Raw genomic sequence first — 14,162 nt, 5'->3', positions numbered from 1 at the left:
TGATGACATGTCTGGGACTGTTCGGGACTACCTTGCGGACGCGTACAACCCGACAATACGGGGCTCAGCGATTCTCTTGTCCACGTCGGGTTTTGTGCTGTTCGTATTCCTCGGCAGTCCAGATTTCACGGATCCGTACTACCTCTTCGGACTCGGAACGACGATATTGGCGGTCATCTCGGCGGTGATTATGCTCGTTTCCGTCAGAATGGAGCGCCGTTAGACCGCTACTCTAACCGAGCGATGTGATGAGCGCCCACATCGGGCGCTGAATCGAGATGCGCCCTCCATTCGAGACGGTAGCCGAAGCCTGTCACCCGTGCCGGGTTTCGACGGATCCGAAACGCGTGCTCTTCTCGTTCCGGCCCCGCCGTTGCTGCGACTATCGTCGCTAACGACTGAGCAAATGGCCGCGAACGGGGACTCACCCCTCGTGCCGCCCTTTGTAGAGGTAGACGACGACGAAGACGGGTACCGCGGCGATGACGGCGTAGTGCCACTCGCCCGCGAACTCCGGCGGCGCGAGGAAGAGGACGGCGACGACGTAGCCGAGGAGTGCCCCCAAGACGGACCACCCGTCGGAGTCGCGGAGGTACTCCACGACCGCGCCGACCATCGTGAGAAGCACGACGGCGGTGAGCATGACGACTATCTCGTCGAGCGACGACATGAACCCGTGACCGGGGTCGAAGAAACTCGGCATTTACGCTCGTTTGTCGGCGTCGGACGACGTGAAAACTCGGGCCGAGAGGGACTCGAACCTCAGTCGCTCTGCTCACTCCGTTCGCGTCGCTCGCTGGTTCAAGCCCTCGGTGGCGTTTTCACTGCTCACTTCGTTCGCAGGAAAACGGGCCGGGAGGGACTTGAACCCCCGACCGTCTGGTTAAAAGCCAGACGCTCTGCCGAACTGAGCTACCGGCCCTCGTCGTGACCTTACTGGTCGGCAGTCATAAGCGTTTACTCTCGTCCTGCACGCTCTTTGTCCTCCGCCGCGTCGTGCGAGTATGAGCGAACGCTCCGCCCCGGCGGACACCGAACTCGGGTCGTTCGTGGACCGACTCCTCAGGTTCGACACCACCGGCGGCGACGAACGCGAGGCCCAGCGGTGGCTGAAGCGGCAGTTGGACGCCTTCGGTTTCGAGACGTTCGAGTGGACCGCAGACGCCGAGCGACTGGCCGACCACCCGTCGTTCCCGGACGACCCCGCCGAAATCGACGCCGCGGGCCGACCGAGCGTCGCGGGCGTGTTCGAGTTCGGCACGCCCGAGGACGGACCGACGCTGATTCTGAACGGCCACGTGGACGTGGTGCCCGCCGAGTCGGAGAACTGGACCGCGGACCCGTTCGACCCCGTCTGGTCCGACGACGGGGAGACGACGCTCACCGCCCGCGGCGCGGTGGACATGAAATCGGCGGTGGGCGCGTGCGTGTTCGCGGCGCGCGACCTGAAGTCGCGGGTCGAATCCGGCGAAGCGGACGCGAACGGCCGCCTCGTCGTCGAGAGCGTCGCCGGCGAGGAAGAGGGCGGCATCGGCGCGGCGGCGGCCGCACTCGACAACCCCTACCCCTTCGAGCGCGACGCCGCGATAGTCGCGGAACCGACCGACAGGCGCGCCGTCACCGCCACCGAGGGGACGGTGATGAAGCGCCTCCGAATCCGCGGGCGGGCGGCCCACGCCGCGACGCGGTGGCGCGGCGAGGACGTGCTTCCGCACTTCGAGCGGATACGCCGAGCGTTCTTCGAGTTGGAAGCCGAACGCGGCGAGTCCGTCGAACACCCCCTCTACGAGGAGTACCCCGTTCCGTGGCCGGTGTGCGTCGGGCGCGTCGAGGCGGGCGAGTGGGCCTCGAGCGTCGCCGGAGCGCTGACGGCGGAGTGGCGTCTCGGCGTCGCGCCCGGCGAAACCGTCGCGGAGGTGGAAGCCGCCTTCGAGGAGCGACTGGACGAGGTTGCGGCGGCCGACGAGTGGTTGCGCGAGCACCCGCCGACGTTCGAGCGATTCTCGATTCAGTTCGAACCCGCCGAAATCGACGCCGACGAACCCGTCGTTCGAGCGCTTCGGGACGCGATGGCGGCGACCGGACACGAGGACACCGACCCGGCGGGCGCGACGTACGGCGCGGACTCGCGCCTCTACGTCGAAGCGGGCGTACCGACGGTGCTGTACGGGCCGGGGACCGTCGAACAGGCGCACTTCCCCGACGAGAGTATCGAGTGGGCGGACGTAGAGGCCGTGCGCGAGACGCTGACGGAGGCGGCCGCGAACTTCCTTCAGTCGAAGAAGTAGTCTTCGAGCACTTCGCCGACCAAGTCGCCGGGCGTGCGGTTCTGTATCGACGCGCGCCGCCGGAGTTCGCGGTACGCGTCCGGCGGCAGCGACAGTTCGAGTCGGCCGAACTGGACGTCCCGGTCGGCTAACGCCTCGGAAACGGAACGGCCGTCGTTGACCTCGCTCGCCACCTGTCGGACCTCTCTGACGGTCAGGTCGCCGTCGATGACCGCCCACGCGATGTCGAACCGGTCGGGCCCGGGAACGCGGGCGATGTGCTTCGCCGCCGTCGGCGCGATGTGGCCCCGGGCGACGTGCCGACGGATGCCCTGCGGCAGGTCGTGAACCCGCGCCCACTTGCGGATGAACGAGACCGAGACGTCGCCGCCGGCGCGTTCGGCCGCCTCCTTGTAGGACCCGACGCCGCGGACGAGGGCCGCACACGCCGCCGCGCCGCGGAGCATGTACACGTTGTCCTCCGCGCCGACGGTGTTCTCGGAGAAGGCCCGAACCGTCTCGGCGGCGAGGGAGATGCTCTCGGGGTCGTCGGGGTCGAAGCCGACGGCTTCGTGCGCCCTGTGTCCGGTGATGGCGGGGTCCGCTCGGACGACGGGCTCGCCGACCGGTTCCTCTCTGTCGGCGGGTAGCGTCGGCTGGTCCCCCGAATCGGCCGGCGGCCTGTTATCGTCCGTCATCGTCTGAGTTCGAGTAACGAACCAGTCACCAAAAGCCTCCCCGTCTCTTGCGAACGTTGCGCAAAACCCGGGAGACGCAGAAGGGTAGAGAGTCAGTCGTCGCGGTTCTCGGAGAGATGCTCCCACACCTCGGTACAGCCCGCACCGTCGTCGAGAGATTTGAGGTGGTCGTAGTCGTCTTCGGCCGTCTCGGCGTCGGCGTCGGCGGCCGGTTCGTCGTCGTCTATCTCGTCGCCGTCCCTCTCGACGCGGGTCCGAGTCATCGCTCGCCCCCCGTGTCGATGTCGTACAGTTCCGGCGCGACGTCGGCCGATGCGTGCTGGCGACGCCCCGCGTCTGGGTCGTGACGGTCGGTCATCGAACCATCGTTCGGACGCCACACGGTTAAAGCGCGCTTCCTCTGTAATGTGTACCTGCACTCCCGACTACCGGAATCGGTTGCCCCTTTCTCGGAGACGGCATATCGGGTGTAATCGCCCGCCTGCGGCAGGATTGTCACGAACCCTCGCGTCGTCAACCGGGACGGCGCTTGCTCGCGCCGTCAGAGTAGGGTATCTCGGACGCGTACGGGTCGGTATGACAGTCGCCCTTCGCGTCCTCGACGACGGCGCGTGGATATCCGTAAACGACGACCGCAAGGTGAGCGTGAGCGAACTGTGGCGGTTCGTGGACCCGGATTTCTGCCGTTGCGAACTCCCCGACTTCGTCGTCGAGGGCATCGTCGACGTCGGCGTCGAGGGTCGGACTATCGAGACGCGCGTCTACGGACAGTGCATCGCCTGCGGCGAGAAGGGGACGACCGGATGGCTACCGGTCGGCAAGATTCTCGACGGCGAATACGTCGATATCGACCGCGAGGGTGTCCTCAAACCGGCCGGACCGGAATAATAGGCAGTATTTTCCTGTATTCGGAAGCACCGGGAAGGGTTGACGGCACGCGTCGGTCTTTGAGTGTCCGCACGAATGAAGACGTAGACAAATGCCTACGGACGTCGAACGCTGGAAGTCAGAGGTGTACGGGAACGAGATACGCGAGCATCTGTTCAGGTTCGCGGAGGAGGGGTGGGACGCCATCCCGGACGACGAACACGACGCGTGGTTCGAGCGGTTCAAGTGGTGGGGTCTGTACCACCAGCGGAACGGACAGGAGTCGTACTTCATGATGCGCATCGGGACGCCGAACGGCGTCCTCGAACCGGGCCAACTGCGCGTCGTCGGCGAGATAGCCGAGGAGTACGCGACCGGACCGGGCACGAACCCCATCTTCGGCGACGCCTACGCCGACTTCACGACCCGGCAGTCGATCCAACTGCACTGGATAAACATCGAGGACGTGCCGGAGATATTCGAGAAACTGGAGGAGAACGGCATGTCCACCCAGCAGGCCTGCGGTGACTCCTGGCGGAACATCGTCGGCAACCCCGTCGCCGGGAAGGACGCCGAGGAGGTCATCGACGCGTGGCCCGTCATCCACGACCTCAACGAGCAGTTCAAGGGCAACGACGACCACTCGAACCTCCCGCGGAAGTGGAAGGTGTCGGTCACGGGCTCCCCCGACGGATCCGGGCAGGGCGACATCAACGACCTCGCCTTCGAACCGGCGTACAAGGAGATAGACGGCGAGGAAGTCGTCGGCTTCAACGTCCGGGTCGGCGGCGGCCTCGCCCGAAACGAGGAGCGCTTCGCCCGCGACATCGACGTGTGGGTTTCCGAGGAGAACGTCCCCGAGGTGGCCGGCGGCCTCTCCGCCCTCTTCCGCGAGTACGGCGACCGCGAGGACCGCTACAACGCCCGCATCAAGTTCCTCGTCGACGAGTGGGGTCCCGAGAAGGTCCGCGACGTGCTCCAAGAGGAGTTCGTGGACTTCGAGCTCCACACCGCCGGACGCGACGTCCGCGAGGAGTACACGTACAACGCCGGCGACGGCGGCCGCAACGACCTCATCGGCGTCCACGAGCAGAAGGACGGCGACAACTTCGTCGGCCTGAACGTGCTCGTCGGCCGGATGGGTGCCGAGGACGTGCTCGAACTCGCCGACCTCGCGGAGGAGTACGGCTCCGGCGAGGTCCGACTCACGCAGCGTCAGAACGTCATCGTCACCGACGTGCCCGACGAGAAACTCGACGCGTTCCTCGAAGAGGACCTGCTTGAACACTACTCGCCTGACCCCTCGCCGTTCATGCGCGGTTCCGTCGCCTGCACGGGGACGGAGTTCTGCTCGCTCTCCATCGTGGAGACGAAGAACCGGCAGGTGCGCTACGCTCGCTGGCTGAAGGAGAACGCCGAACTCCCCGAGGGCACCGAGGAGTTCCACATCCACCTCTCGGGCTGCACCGCCTCCTGCGCCCAGCCGCAGATCGCGGACGTGAGCCTCCGCGGCATGAAGACCCGGAAGGACGGCGAAGCGGTCGAAGCCCTCGACATCGGTCTGGGCGGCGGCCTCGGCGAGGAACCGCAGTTCGCCCAGTGGGTCACCCAACGCGTCCCCGTCGACGAGGTGCCGGGAGCCATCAAGAACCTCCTCGAGAACTTCGACGAGGAACGCGAGGACGGCGAGTCCTTCCGCGAGTTCGTCACCCGCAAAGACGAAGACGAACTGGCCGAACTCGTCGAACCCGAGGAGACGGACTACGAGGACCCGATGATGCACAACACGAAGATGACGTGGTACCCGTACGCCGACGACGACGACATGGGCTCCAGCCCCGCGCCGACGTACCCCGACGACACGCCGATGCCGGCCGACGACTGAGGCGGGGTTCCGTCCCGTAGGCCGGTTCTCTCTTTCTCTCCTCTCTCACCCGCGTCCAGCGCCGCATCCGAGCGGAGGGTCGGTTTTATTGTGAACGAAGCAACACGTTCGTGCGGACGTTCGGTTCTCCGTCGCACGACCGCAGTCATGGCACCCGAAGACGCCGTTCGAGACGCCCTCGAATCGCACGACGCCACCGCGGCCGTCGAGAGAGAACTCCACGTCGTTCCGCCCCACGCCGTCTACGAGGCGACGTTCGGCGGGCGGCGCGCCGTCTGTAAGGTCGCACGCGGACCGACCGCCGACCCCGCCACGGAGGCGGCCGTCCTCCGGTACGTCGCCGCCGAGACGCCCGTTCCCGTCCCGCGCGTCCTCGCGTCCGGGGACGATCACTTCGTCGCGGAGTGGTGCGACGACGTGCCCGCGGACCCCTCGCTCACGGAGGCGCGGGTTCGAGCGATGGGGCGCGGATTGGCCGCCCTCCACCGGTCTGCGGCCGAGGACTTCCGGGCGACCGGTCGCGTCCGCGTCGGTCCGGACGGACTGACGCACTCGAACGACGAGGCGTGGAGCGAGACGCTCTGCGAGTTGGTGAGCGACCGAGCGTCGTACCTCGACGCCGTGGGGTACGGCGACCTCGCCCGCGAGATTCGAGCGGTCGTCCGCGAGAACGCCGACCGACTCGACGCGGTCGGAGAGACGACGCTCCTGCACGGCAACTACCTCCCGGACCACGTCGGCGTCGCGGCGGGCGGGGTCGCGCGCGTCATCGACTTCGAGCACGCACTCGTGGGGCCCGGCGAGTGGGACTACCTCCGAACGGTCGTCCCGGTGTTCGGCGTCGACCCGACGCCGACGGCCGGCGTCTCCCCCGCCGCGTTCCGGGACGCCTACGAGTCCGTCCGGCCCCTCCCGGAAGGGTTCGAACGGCGGCGACCGCTGTATCACCTCGCGAACGCGGCGTCGTACCTGCGAGCGCTACACGTTCAGCGGTCGCATCTCGACGTCCGCGTCGGCGGCGTCGAACCCGAAGACCCCCTCGACGTGGAGTCGGTCGCCCGGAGAGCGTACGACCTCTGTACGTCCGTCCGCGACGCACTCGACGACCGACGGGACGGGTGACGGTACGCCTTTGAGCGTCGGTCGCATTCTCACCGGTATGCCCAACAGGCTCCTTCGGGTCAACGCGTACACGACGTTCGACATGCTGGACGCCGAGGCGGTCGGACACGACTTCACCGACGAGGCGTTCGCCGTGCTGAACGTGACCGCGCCGCGCGAGAACCCCGACCACGTGAAACTCGAACTCGAACTCGACAACAGTCAGTTGGAGAACCTGCCGGCGCACGCGGAACGCGTGACGCTCAGCGCCGCCGAAGCGCGGACGCTCGCCTCGGAGTTAGAGAAGTACGCAAACCGCGTCGAGGCGGCGCAGAGCGACGACTGAGCGGGGTCGGTGGAGAACCGGAAAACCGAGAGAGCGTCGAACCCTCGCCGAGGATGAGAGACGGTCCGGAACGACGGTTTCGAACGGTCGGCGGGGGCGGTGGGTGCCTCTTCGACGCGGCGACTCGCCTCGGCACTCCGGGGACGTGTACTCGTCTACGTCGTGCACGCGCCGCGCACGACTCGCGCCGCCGAAGCGTCAGGTCGGTCGGATTCGCGGGGCGAACGCCGGGTCGGCGTCACTCCTCGGCGTCGCCGCCCGCGCGTTCCCGCCACCGCGCTTGCTGTTGCCGTTCCGTCACGTGGTCGAGGCCGTCCACCAACTCGTCGCGGACTCCCGACTCGAACGATTCGACGTCGCTCAAGAACGACTCCCGAAACGAGGTGACGAGTTCGTACGTCCACTGGTCTTCGACCGCACCCGCCGGGAGGTGGTCGTCGCGGAGGCGGTTCGCCCACTCTTCGTGACCCGCCTCGCGGAGTTCGTCCTCGGCGTCGGCCAAGCGGTTCATCGCGTGGCCGATCTGGTGGTGGAACGTCAACAGCGACCCGTACCCCTTGTAGATGTGTTCGAGGCCGAGTTGCAGGTCGTGAAGCGCCTCTCGTTCGGTCTCCGAGATATCCGGGTCCGGCGCGTTCGGGGGAACGTCGCTCATACTCCCGTCCAAGGAGTGCGGTAGCATAGGCGCGGTGGCCGGGAACCGAACAAAAAGAGCGCCTCGGGGACCTTACGCCGAAGCCTCGTATCCGGCGTCTTCGACGGCGGCGACGAGTTCGTCGTCGTCGGCGTCGCCCTCGACGGTGGCGGACTCACTCTCGCGGTCCGCGGTGGCGGATTCGACGCCGCCGACGTCCGAAAGCGCCTCTTCGACTGTCTGTTCGCAGTGCTCGCAGGTCATGCCTTCGACGGTGATGGTCCGAGTCATCTCGTTCGAACGTACTCGCCGTACGCTTAATGCGCTTTCTCTTCAGAATCGAAAGGGGAGCCCCGGATCGACCGAACGTTCGAAAGCGGCGGTCGGTCGGAGGGACGGAACGTGCGGCGTCAGTTCTCGGCGAACTGGTCGTGGTAGTGCCGTTCCACGTCGAGTCGCTGCTCGCGGGTCAGGTTCCCGAGTTCGCTGTCGTAGAGGTAGCGAGCGAACTGGTCGCGGGTGCGGATGTGCGCGAGTTCCTGCTCCTCGGCGAACGGTTGCCGGTCGTACATCTCGGTTATCTTCCCGGCCGACTCGGCGCTCAACTCGGAGAAGTTGTAGCCCCACTCGGCCTGCGACAGTTCGTCGCGCGAGTACGTCGCGTCCTCGCCCGAGTCGCCGAACTGCGCGTCGAACGTCTCCTGTACGTCCACGCGGGCGTCGAAGCCGAGTTCCTCGAAACTCGCGTTGTAGCGGTCCCGCGCGATTTCGTCGCGCGAACGGACCTCGGCGGGGTCCCACTCGCCGGACGGTTGGCGGAGGTACAGTTCCTCGACGTAGGCGGCGTCTTCCGTCCCGAGGGCGTCGAAGTCGGACCCGAAGACGGCCTGCGACAGTTCGTCGCGCGTCAGTTCGCCGGACGCGTCGCCGTCAGCGGTGTCCGATTCGTTCGTCTCGTCGGACCCGTTCTGGCCGTCGGCGTTCGTCGCGTCGCCGGAGTCGTCCGTCTCCTCCGCGTAGGAGGTGGAGCGAACGGTGAGGGTGACGTTTGCGGTGTCGGTCGCACCGTGGGCGTCCGTCACCGTCACGCGGAACGTCACGTCCGTCCAGACGGCCACGTCGGGGGCGACGACGGACGCGGTGGCGGTGTCGTTTCTCGCCCACTCGGCGTCGGGGCCGGACACCTGCGTCCACGAGTAGTTCAGTTCGTCGCCGTCGGCGTCGCGAGACGCCGCGGCGTCGAGTTCTACCTTCGTCCGTTCGTGGACCATCCCGTCGGCGCGCACCGCGGCGACGGGCGCGGTGTTGTTCCCGGCGGACGCGTTCTCGACCGATGCGTTCTCTGCGGACGCGTTCGCCGTCGACTCGGCGCCCGTCGCGTTCGCGTCGGACGCCGTCGAGTTCGCGGCGTCGGCCTCCGCAGCGTCGGTGTCTCCGGAGTCGGAGTCCGTCGCGTTGGCGCTCCCGGAGGCGGCCTCTGCGGTGCCGTCTCCGGTCACGGTGACGGTCGCGTTCGCGCCTGCGGACGCGTTCGTCTCGGCCGTCTCCGAGTCGGCGGACGCCTCGGAAGACGGTGTCTCGTCGGACGGTGCAGTCGGTGTCGCGGTCTGTTGGGACGACGCGACATCGTCCGTCGACGGAACGCCGACGTCGGCCCCGACACCGCCGACGAAGGCGGCTGTGGCGACGACGCCGACGCTTGCGACGACGGCGATGAGCGTTTGGTACTTCATAGTGTAGAGCCTCGCACCTCGAAGATTCGTGGGATGCGGGACCCTTCGTTATGCGGCGGCGAGCGAACCGGTAGGAGAGAGATAACTTCGTCCCAGATACACCGTCTTCTCGGAGGAAAATTCCCTCGAAGGAGTTAATCCGCGTCAAACGCCACACATTCGAACGTCTACCGGACGCGGACTTCAGATTCGAAAGTCGCCGGGGACGAAACGTTATTGCTCCCCACGGTCACACGTCCGGTCGTGAGCAGTCTCGACGAGACGGACATGGAGATTCTCGAACTCCTGTCCGAGGACGCACGCCGGCCGTACAGCGACATCTCCGAGCGAGTCGGACTCTCCGCGCCCGCCGTCTCGGACCGAATCGACCGCCTCAAGGAATCGGGCGTCGTCAGGCGATTCACCGTGGACGTAGACCGGTCGCAACTGCGCGCCGGCGTCCCCGTCCTCGTCCGCCTCGAACTTCGGCCGGAGGAACTCTCCGACGCGAAAGATGCCGTGCAGGGGGCGGACGCCGTCGAACACGTCTTCACCACCGCCGAGGGCGACGTAGTGTTCCACGGCCGATTCCGCGCCGACGCCGTCAGAGCGCAGTTGGACGAACTCGTCGACCTCTCGCGCGTCGAGGACTACGAGGTGACCCTCCTCTCTGACGCCGAGTGGACGCCGAACGTCGGCGGCACGGAGTTTGCACTCTCCTGTGCGGAGTGCGGCAACACCGTCACCGACGAGGGCGAATCCGCCCGGTTCGGCGGCGAACGGTACCACTTCTGCTGTCCCTCCTGTCTCGCCCGATTCGAGGACAAGTACGAACGACTCGAAGCGGGCGCGGAGTAGACTTTCGATTCCGAGATTCTTCCTCCGTCTAACCCGCACTAACTGAGGCGCAACCGAGGTAAGTATGGGGTGCGTAAGAGTACGTGAGTGATGAGTACTACAACAGCCCACCTCGACGTGCGGGGGATGTCCTGCGCTAACTGTTCGAAGACGGTTAGCGAGGCCCTTCGGTCGCTCGACGGCGTCGAGGAGGCGAACGTCAACTTCGCCACCGACGAGGGGACGGTGACGTACGACCCCGAACGGGTCACCCTCGCGGACATCTACGACGCCGTCGAGGAGGCGGGGTACGACCCCGTCGAAGCGACCGCCTCGATAGGCATCGCCGACATGTCGTGTGCCAACTGCGCGGAGACGAACCGCGAGGCGTTGGAGTCCACGCCGGGCGTCGTCCGCGCGGACGTGAACTACGCCACCGACGAGGCGAACGTCGTCTACAACCCGGCGGACGCCTCGAAGGAGGACCTCTACGACGCCGTCGACTCCGCCGGGTACACGCCGGTCCGCGAGGACGACGGCGACGAGGGCGACGGCGGGTCCGGCGCGCGCGACGCCGCCCGGAACGCCGAGATGCGTCGGCAGAAGCGCCTGACGCTGTTCGGCGCGGCGCTTTCGGTTCCGCTGTTGGCGATGCTCGTCCTCGAACTGTTCGCCTCGGGCGTCCTCCCCGAGACGGTTCCGGGCACCGACCTCCCGTTCGGGTGGGTCGCGTTCGCCCTCGCGACGCCCGTGCAGGTCGTCCTCGGCCGGGAGTTCTACGAGAACTCCTACAAGGCCCTCGTGAAGAACCGCACCGCGAACATGGACGTGCTCATCGCCCTCGGGTCCTCGACGGCGTACCTCTACTCCGTCGTCGCCCTGTTGGGCGTCCTCCCGAACGCCGGCCTCTACTTCGACACGGCGGCGCTCATCTTGGTGTTCATCACCCTCGGGAACTACCTCGAAGCGCGTTCGAAGGGGCAGGCCTCCGACGCCCTCCGGAAACTGCTGGAGATGGAGGCCGACACGGCCACCCTCGTCGAGGACGACGGCACCGAGCGAGAGGTTCCCCTCGAAGACGTGGACGTGGGCGACCGCCTGAAGGTCCGCCCCGGCGAGAAGATTCCGACGGACGGCGTCGTCGTGGACGGCGACTCCGCCGTGGACGAGTCGATGGTGACCGGCGAGTCCGTCCCCGTCTCGAAAACCGAGGGCGACGAAGTCGTCGGTTCGACCGTCAACCAGAACGGCGTCCTCGTCGTCGAGGCGACGAAGGTGGGCGAGGACACCGCCATCCAGCAGATAGTCGAGACGGTGAAGGAGGCCCAGTCGCGCCAACCCGAGATTCAGAACTTCGCTGACCGCATCTCCGCGTACTTCGTCCCCGCGGTCATCGCCAACGCCCTGTTCTGGGGCGGCGTCTGGTTCGCCTTCCCCGAGGCGTTGGCGACGTTCGTGAACGGACTACCCCTCTGGGACGTGGTGGTCGGCGGCCCCGCCGCGGCGGGCGGCCCCGTCTCGAACTTCGAGTTCGCCGTCCTCGTGTTCGCGTCGTCGGTGCTCATCGCCTGCCCCTGCGCCCTCGGACTGGCGACGCCCGCGGCGACGATGGTCGGCACGTCCATCGGCGCGCAGAACGGCGTCCTGTTCAAGGGCGGCGACATCCTCGAACGCGTCCGCGACGTGGACACCGTCGTCTTCGACAAGACGGGCACCCTCACGAAGGGCGAGATGTCGCTGACCGACGTGGTCGTTATCGAACCCGCCGCGGACGGCGGTGAGGCGGCCGCCGACGGCGGTCCCGACGCAGTCGGGAGCACGTCGGACCCGCGGTCCGACGGCGGGGCGGTGAAGACGAGCGAACGCCCCGAACGCACCGAGGAGTCGGTCCTGCGCCTCGCCGCCGCCGCCGAGAGCGGAAGCGAACACCCCCTCGCCGAGGCCATCGTCGAGGGCGCGCGCGAACGCGGCATCGACGTCTCGGACCCCGAGTCGTTCGAGAACGTCCCCGGACACGGCGTCCGCGCCGCCGTCGAGGGCCGGGAGGTTCTCGTCGGCAACCGCAAACTGCTCTCCGAGGAGGGAATCGACCCCGCGCCCGCGGAGGACGAACTCCGCAGACTCGAAGGCGAGGGGAAGACGGCGATGCTGGTGGCCGCCGACGGCGAACTCCTCGGCGTCGTCGCCGACGCGGACACCCTCAAGGAGTCCTCGGCGGACGCCGTCGCCGCCCTCCGCGAACGCGGCATCGACGTGCGGATGATAACCGGCGACAACGAGCGAACCGCCCGCGCCGTCGCGGAACGAGTCGGCATCGACCCCGAGAGCGTCCGCGCGGGCGTCCTCCCGGAGGACAAGGCCGACGCGGTGGAGGAGATACAGTCCGACGGCAGTCGCGCGATGATGGTCGGCGACGGCGTCAACGACGCCCCGGCCCTCGCGACGGCGTTCGTCGGCGTCGCCATCGGGTCCGGCACCGACGTGGCCATCGAGGCGGCCGACGTGACGCTGATGCGCGACGACCCGCGCGACGTGGTGAAGGCCATCCGCGTCTCGGAGGGGACGCTGTCGAAGATTCGGCAGAACCTCTTCTGGGCGCTGGGGTACAACGCGGCGATGATTCCGCTGGCCTCCCTCGGCCTGCTTCAGCCCGTGTTGGCGGCCGCCGCGATGGCGTTCTCGTCGGTGTCGGTGCTGACCAACAGCATGCTGTTCCGGCGGTACGCGCCGGACCACGACTACCGACTGCTCGGCTTCCTGCGCGGAGGGAACTGACGTGGGCGACGACTGCACCTACTGCGGGTGCGACGTGACCGCCCACGACCCCGTCTACGTCGAGGAGACGGACGGGGACGGGAGCCGACTCCCCGCGGGGCGGTTCTGCAACTACGGCTGTCTCGCGGCGCACGTCGAAGAAGCGGGACTCGCCGCCGGGACGACCTGTCGGGTCGAACTCGACTGACCGGCGGCGAGACGGCGGGAAAGAGAACTCCCTCGCTCTCAGTACTCTTCTCTCAGCGCTTCGTGAACCGCGTCTCGCTTCTTCCGGCACCGCGTCGTCAGTTCGCCGACGGCGGACAGCACCGGGTACGTCACCTCGCGGTCCGAGGAGAGGTACTCGACGACGGCGTCGTGGCGGATGCCCGCCTTCAACCCCGTCGCGGAGACGTGCCGGAGCGTCTCCTGTCTCCGGTCGGCGACGGCGTCGAGGTCGGATTCGACGGCGTCGATTCGGTCGCGCATCGAGAGCAGTTCCTCGGTGTCTGCGAGGATGAGCGTCGCCTCGTCCGTGGGCGGGAGTCTTTCTCTCGCCGCCTTGAGGTCGTCGATGGCCGAATCGAGCGAGTCGCGTTCGCGTTCGAGGACGCGGACCATCACCGTGTTCTCCGCGAGGCGTTGCTCGGTGTGTTCGAGGACTGCGCGCTTCAACTGCGGCGTGAACCGGTTGCCGCCGCCCTCCGCGGCGAGGGCCACGGCGACTTCCTCGGTCAACTCGGCGGCGATGGTCTCGTGGACCGACGGGTCGCCGTCGTCGCTCTCCGTGACGTGCGGTTGCACTAACTCGGCGAACGCCCGGCGGACGGTTCGGCAGGCGTCGTCGCCCGACGTCGAACTGGCGGCCGTCCACCCGGCGGGGCCGCCGGCGGACCCGACGTCGTCCATCGTCGCCGCGGGCGTGGTTTCGACGCAGTCCTTGAACCGCCGGAACGCGTCTCGCTGTTTCGAGACCGCACGGTGTTCGTCGCGGGCGTCGCGTCGCGCGGTGAGCGGAGGTTCGAGTGCGTCCGACATGGGCGGTCAGTCGCTCCCGGATT

16 protein-coding genes and 1 tRNA gene are annotated in these 14,162 nt (G+C 67.5%); 9 read left to right on the top strand and 8 right to left on the bottom strand.

Annotated elements, in window-relative coordinates:
• The first annotated feature begins 7 nt into the window (after positions 1–7).
• Complete coding sequence (locus BLS11_RS00645; protein ID WP_092531477.1) at positions 8–223, top strand: acyl-CoA dehydrogenase; 216 nt, start codon at positions 8–10, stop codon at positions 221–223.
• A gap of 201 nt (positions 224–424) precedes the next feature.
• On the opposite strand, the gene BLS11_RS00640 is transcribed toward BLS11_RS00645, so the two are convergent.
• Positions 425–703 carry a hypothetical protein gene (locus BLS11_RS00640; RefSeq protein WP_092531475.1) on the bottom strand — a complete coding sequence of 93 codons (279 nt, stop codon included), beginning with the start codon at positions 701–703 and terminating at the stop codon, positions 425–427.
• Positions 704–848: 145 nt separating this feature from the next.
• Positions 849–922 (bottom strand) — tRNA-Lys (locus BLS11_RS00635).
• 82 nt (positions 923–1,004) lie between these two features.
• Here BLS11_RS00635 and BLS11_RS00630 point away from each other — a divergent pair.
• Positions 1,005–2,288 carry a M20/M25/M40 family metallo-hydrolase gene (locus BLS11_RS00630; RefSeq protein WP_092531473.1) on the top strand — a complete coding sequence of 428 codons (1,284 nt, stop codon included), beginning with the start codon at positions 1,005–1,007 and terminating at the stop codon, positions 2,286–2,288.
• Here the strand turns inward: BLS11_RS00630 and BLS11_RS00625 are convergent.
• Together BLS11_RS00625 and BLS11_RS19200 are read right to left on the bottom strand one after the other, a co-directional pair.
• The gene (locus BLS11_RS00625; RefSeq protein WP_092531471.1) at positions 2,273–2,965 is read right to left on the bottom strand and encodes a DUF7119 family protein; all 693 of its coding nucleotides are present in this window, start codon (positions 2,963–2,965) and stop codon (positions 2,273–2,275) included. The genes BLS11_RS00630 and BLS11_RS00625 overlap by 16 nt on opposite strands.
• A gap of 92 nt (positions 2,966–3,057) precedes the next feature.
• Positions 3,058–3,228 (bottom strand): hypothetical protein, encoded by a 171-nt coding sequence (locus BLS11_RS19200; protein WP_175454338.1) that lies wholly within the window; start codon positions 3,226–3,228, stop codon positions 3,058–3,060.
• 313 nt (positions 3,229–3,541) lie between these two features.
• Here BLS11_RS19200 and BLS11_RS00620 point away from each other — a divergent pair, with 313 nt between their 5' ends.
• From BLS11_RS00620 to BLS11_RS00605, 4 genes are all read left to right on the top strand, one after another.
• A complete protein-coding gene (locus tag BLS11_RS00620; protein ID WP_092531469.1) occupies positions 3,542–3,853 on the top strand; it encodes a DUF8134 family protein in 312 nt (103 codons plus the stop codon).
• A 91-nt stretch (positions 3,854–3,944) separates the two neighbouring features.
• On the top strand, positions 3,945–5,717 hold the full coding sequence (locus tag BLS11_RS00615; protein ID WP_092531467.1) for a nitrite/sulfite reductase: 1,773 nt from the start codon (positions 3,945–3,947) through the stop codon (positions 5,715–5,717).
• 147 nt (positions 5,718–5,864) lie between these two features.
• Positions 5,865–6,839, top strand: a complete 975-nt coding sequence (locus BLS11_RS00610) for a phosphotransferase (RefSeq protein WP_092531465.1) — start codon at positions 5,865–5,867, stop codon at positions 6,837–6,839.
• Between the two features lie 37 nt (positions 6,840–6,876).
• Positions 6,877–7,164 (top strand): DUF6360 family protein, encoded by a 288-nt coding sequence (locus BLS11_RS00605; protein ID WP_092531463.1) that lies wholly within the window; start codon positions 6,877–6,879, stop codon positions 7,162–7,164.
• Between the two features lie 238 nt (positions 7,165–7,402).
• Here BLS11_RS00605 and BLS11_RS00600 read toward each other — a convergent pair whose 3' ends face one another.
• From BLS11_RS00600 to BLS11_RS00590, 3 genes are all read right to left on the bottom strand, one after another.
• Positions 7,403–7,819, bottom strand: a complete 417-nt coding sequence (locus BLS11_RS00600; protein ID WP_092534356.1) for a hypothetical protein — start codon at positions 7,817–7,819, stop codon at positions 7,403–7,405.
• Positions 7,820–7,891: 72 nt separating this feature from the next.
• Complete coding sequence (locus BLS11_RS00595) at positions 7,892–8,089, bottom strand: CopZ family metallochaperone (RefSeq protein WP_092531461.1); 198 nt, start codon at positions 8,087–8,089, stop codon at positions 7,892–7,894.
• Positions 8,090–8,208: 119 nt separating this feature from the next.
• Positions 8,209–9,531 carry a PKD domain-containing protein gene (locus BLS11_RS00590; RefSeq protein ID WP_092531459.1) on the bottom strand — a complete coding sequence of 441 codons (1,323 nt, stop codon included), beginning with the start codon at positions 9,529–9,531 and terminating at the stop codon, positions 8,209–8,211.
• Positions 9,532–9,774: 243 nt separating this feature from the next.
• Between BLS11_RS00590 and BLS11_RS00585 the strand changes: the two genes are divergently transcribed.
• The 3 genes from BLS11_RS00585 to BLS11_RS00575 all read left to right on the top strand — a co-directional run bounded on the left by BLS11_RS00585 (position 9,775) and on the right by BLS11_RS00575 (position 13,309).
• The gene (locus BLS11_RS00585) at positions 9,775–10,368 is read left to right on the top strand and encodes an AsnC family transcriptional regulator (protein WP_092531457.1); all 594 of its coding nucleotides are present in this window, start codon (positions 9,775–9,777) and stop codon (positions 10,366–10,368) included.
• 90 nt (positions 10,369–10,458) lie between these two features.
• Positions 10,459–13,122 carry a heavy metal translocating P-type ATPase gene (locus BLS11_RS00580; protein ID WP_092531455.1) on the top strand — a complete coding sequence of 888 codons (2,664 nt, stop codon included), beginning with the start codon at positions 10,459–10,461 and terminating at the stop codon, positions 13,120–13,122.
• Position 13,123: 1 nt separating this feature from the next.
• Positions 13,124–13,309 carry a hypothetical protein gene (locus BLS11_RS00575; RefSeq protein WP_092531453.1) on the top strand — a complete coding sequence of 62 codons (186 nt, stop codon included), beginning with the start codon at positions 13,124–13,126 and terminating at the stop codon, positions 13,307–13,309.
• A 38-nt stretch (positions 13,310–13,347) separates the two neighbouring features.
• On the opposite strand, the gene BLS11_RS00570 is transcribed toward BLS11_RS00575, so the two are convergent.
• Complete coding sequence (locus BLS11_RS00570) at positions 13,348–14,139, bottom strand: DUF7260 family protein (protein ID WP_092531451.1); 792 nt, start codon at positions 14,137–14,139, stop codon at positions 13,348–13,350.
• Positions 14,140–14,162 lie beyond the last annotated feature (23 nt).

It is taken from the genome of Halopelagius longus, assembly GCF_900100875.1.
GTDB classification, from domain to species: domain Archaea; phylum Halobacteriota; class Halobacteria; order Halobacteriales; family Haloferacaceae; genus Halopelagius; species Halopelagius longus.
This window is presented reverse-complemented; position numbering and strand designations above follow the sequence as displayed.

Excerpts from the sequence above, each read along its gene's own strand:
- BLS11_RS00645 (WP_092531477.1), top strand. The coding sequence starts at position 8 with ATGTCTGGGACTGTTCGGGACTACCTTGCGGACGCGTACAACCCGACA.
- BLS11_RS00640 (WP_092531475.1), bottom strand. The coding sequence starts at position 703 with ATGCCGAGTTTCTTCGACCCCGGTCACGGGTTCATGTCGTCGCTCGAC.
- BLS11_RS00630 (WP_092531473.1), top strand. The coding sequence starts at position 1,005 with ATGAGCGAACGCTCCGCCCCGGCGGACACCGAACTCGGGTCGTTCGTG.
- BLS11_RS00625 (WP_092531471.1), bottom strand. The coding sequence starts at position 2,965 with ATGACGGACGATAACAGGCCGCCGGCCGATTCGGGGGACCAGCCGACG.
- BLS11_RS19200 (WP_175454338.1), bottom strand. The coding sequence starts at position 3,228 with ATGACTCGGACCCGCGTCGAGAGGGACGGCGACGAGATAGACGACGAC.
- BLS11_RS00620 (WP_092531469.1), top strand. The coding sequence starts at position 3,542 with ATGACAGTCGCCCTTCGCGTCCTCGACGACGGCGCGTGGATATCCGTA.
- BLS11_RS00615 (WP_092531467.1), top strand. The coding sequence starts at position 3,945 with ATGCCTACGGACGTCGAACGCTGGAAGTCAGAGGTGTACGGGAACGAG.
- BLS11_RS00610 (WP_092531465.1), top strand. The coding sequence starts at position 5,865 with ATGGCACCCGAAGACGCCGTTCGAGACGCCCTCGAATCGCACGACGCC.
- BLS11_RS00605 (WP_092531463.1), top strand. The coding sequence starts at position 6,877 with ATGCCCAACAGGCTCCTTCGGGTCAACGCGTACACGACGTTCGACATG.
- BLS11_RS00600 (WP_092534356.1), bottom strand. The coding sequence starts at position 7,819 with ATGAGCGACGTTCCCCCGAACGCGCCGGACCCGGATATCTCGGAGACC.
- BLS11_RS00595 (WP_092531461.1), bottom strand. The coding sequence starts at position 8,089 with ATGACTCGGACCATCACCGTCGAAGGCATGACCTGCGAGCACTGCGAA.
- BLS11_RS00590 (WP_092531459.1), bottom strand. The coding sequence starts at position 9,531 with ATGAAGTACCAAACGCTCATCGCCGTCGTCGCAAGCGTCGGCGTCGTC.
- BLS11_RS00580 (WP_092531455.1), top strand. The coding sequence starts at position 10,459 with ATGAGTACTACAACAGCCCACCTCGACGTGCGGGGGATGTCCTGCGCT.
- BLS11_RS00570 (WP_092531451.1), bottom strand. The coding sequence starts at position 14,139 with ATGTCGGACGCACTCGAACCTCCGCTCACCGCGCGACGCGACGCCCGC.